Origin of the sequence: Dietzia aerolata (assembly GCF_014144865.1) — a bacterium.
Classification (GTDB): domain Bacteria; phylum Actinomycetota; class Actinomycetes; order Mycobacteriales; family Mycobacteriaceae; genus Dietzia; species Dietzia aerolata.
Genome location: NZ_JAALDM010000263.1, coordinates 1 through 2,255, shown reverse-complemented (window position 1 = coordinate 2,255; position 2,255 = coordinate 1). Strand labels below are relative to the sequence as shown.

At 70.5% G+C, this 2,255-nt stretch carries 1 protein-coding gene and 1 pseudogene; one reads left to right on the top strand and one right to left on the bottom strand.

The window, feature by feature from the left end:
• On the bottom strand, window positions 1–1,692 hold a 1,692-nt coding region (locus G6016_RS14320), incomplete at its 3' end, for an NAD(P)/FAD-dependent oxidoreductase (RefSeq protein ID WP_182633294.1).
• 69 nt (window positions 1,693–1,761) lie between these two features.
• On the opposite strand from G6016_RS14320, the pseudogene G6016_RS14315 reads away from it, so the two are divergent.
• A pseudogene (locus tag G6016_RS14315) lies at window positions 1,762–2,255 on the top strand (transcriptional regulator); the annotation flags it as partial.

Here is a 2,255-nt window from a genome sequence, read left to right as displayed (position 1 = left end):
GTTCCGCAGCTCGCCCTCCCACGGGCCGGGGTCGCGGGTGGTGTCCGAGCCGTAGCCCCACACCTTGCCGACGCGGTCCGCGACCTCCTGGGACACCAGATCCACCAACCACTGGTTCATCGAGCCGTACCCGGTGGCGTAGACGATGAGGTCGGCCGGCAGCACGCGCTCGCCGTCGATCTCCACGCCCTCGGGCAGGATCCGGGTGACCTGCCCGCGCTCGAGTGCCACCTCGCGGTCGATCAGGAGTTGGCTGGCGCCGACGTCGATGTAGTACCCCGATCCGCGCCGGAGGTACTTGAGGAACAGGCCCGAGCCGTCCTCCCCGAAGTCCAGGTCGAACCCGACCCCGCGCAGTTCCTCGTAGAACGTGGCGTCCTGCTCCGCCATCTGCTCGTAGACGGGGATCTGCGCGTCCGGCAGCAGGCGGTATGGCCAGGAGGCGAACAGCATGTCGGCCTTCTCGGTGGTCACGCCGGCCTCGAGTGCCTCCTCCGAGTACAGGGGCCCGAGCGCCAGCGACATCAGCGACTCGCTCCGGGAGATGTGGGTCGAGGATCGCTGGATCATCGTCACGTCCGCGCCGTGGTCCCACAGCGCGGCGCAGATGTCGTGGGCCGAGTTGTTGGAGCCGATCACGATGGCGCGCTTACCCTCGACGTCGCCCTCGCCGGTGAACTCCGACGAGTGCCACTGCTCGCCGGCAAAATCCTCGGCGCCCTCGAAGTGCGGGATGTTGGGGTAGCCGGACACCCCAAGCGCGAAGATCAGCTGGGTCGGCCGCAACTCGACCTCCTCGCCCCGCCGGTCGACCCGGACCCGCCACGTCCCGGCCGCCTCGTCGAACTCGGCCCCGAGGCACTGCGTGCCCGACCAGTAGTCGAGGTCCATGATCGCCGTGTAGTGCTCCAACCAGTCCCCCACCTTGTCCTTGGCGGGGAACACCGGCCAGTCGTCCGGGAACGGGATGTAGGGCAGGTGGTCGTACCAGACCGGGTCATGCAGGTGTAGAGACTTGTAGCGCTTGCGCCACGAGTCTCCGGCGCGCTCGTTCTTCTCGATCACGATCGTGGGCACGCCGAGCCTCTTGAGCCGCGCCGCGAGCCCGATCCCGCCCTGGCCGCCACCGATGATCACCGCATACGGCTGCTCGGTGTAGCCCAGCGTCTCCTGCCGGTCGTGTTTCTGCTCGAGCCAGGTCCGGCGCCCGCGGCGAATGACGTGCTCGACGCCCTTGTCGCGGTCGCGCCCCTTTTTCTCCTCGTGCCCCTTGAGTTCCTGCATCGTGGTGAGCAGGGTCCACGCCCGCCCGTCGCGCAGGCGCAGGTGCCCCCAGCCGCGACCGGCGGCGGTCTCGAAGACGATCCACGCCTCGGTCACCCCGTCGGCCTCGGTCGCCGGCTCGTCCAGCGCCCAGCCGGACGGCGCGACGGCCGCGAGCTGCGCGTCGAGCATGTCCCGGATCTCGCCGCGCCCCTCGAGGGTCCGGAGGTTCCAGGTGAAGGACACGAAATCACGCCAGCACCCCTCGTCCTCGAACATCCCCGCCGCCCGCTCGGCGTCGCCCGCCGCGAGCGCCCCGCCGAACTCGGCCAGCCAGCTCTCGACCCTCTGGTCCGGCCCGCGGTGTCGGTCCGCCCCACTCTGATCCGCGCCGCCGGTCTGCGCGGGTGCCTCCGTCGTCTGGGTCATGCCCACTCCTTCGCTCTGATGTAGCGTCTGCCATGACGTAGATCACACTTTCTTCCCAAGGGGGTGGCAATGTCGTTGCATCAGGCGTTGCGGTTCTCCGACCCCACGGCGTTCGCGGCCCGCACGATCGAGGCCCACGAGATCGCCCTGTCCGGCGGCCGGGCGCCCGACCTGGACTCACGGGTCCTGCGCGCCTGGCGCCGCAGCGGGGACGCCGGAATCTCGCCTGACCAGCAGACTCCCTGCAGCGTGCTGTCGCGAGAAGAAATGGTGGCGGCGCGGGAAAGATCGCCTCTCAGCCCGGTGGCTGCGGAGGTCGTGGACTCGGTCGCGGACACCTCGGCGGCGGGGCGGCACCTCGTCGTCGTCGCCGATAACCACGGCCGCGTGCTGTGGCGCGCCGGGAGCGGACAGGCGTTGCGCCGGGCGGACTCGATCGCGTTCGCCGAGGGCGCCGACTGGTCCGAGCGGGGGATCGGGGCCAACGGGATCTCGCTGGCGCTGGAGGCGGGCGCCCTCACCCACGCCACCGCCGGCGAGCACTTCGTGCGGGCCCACCACGG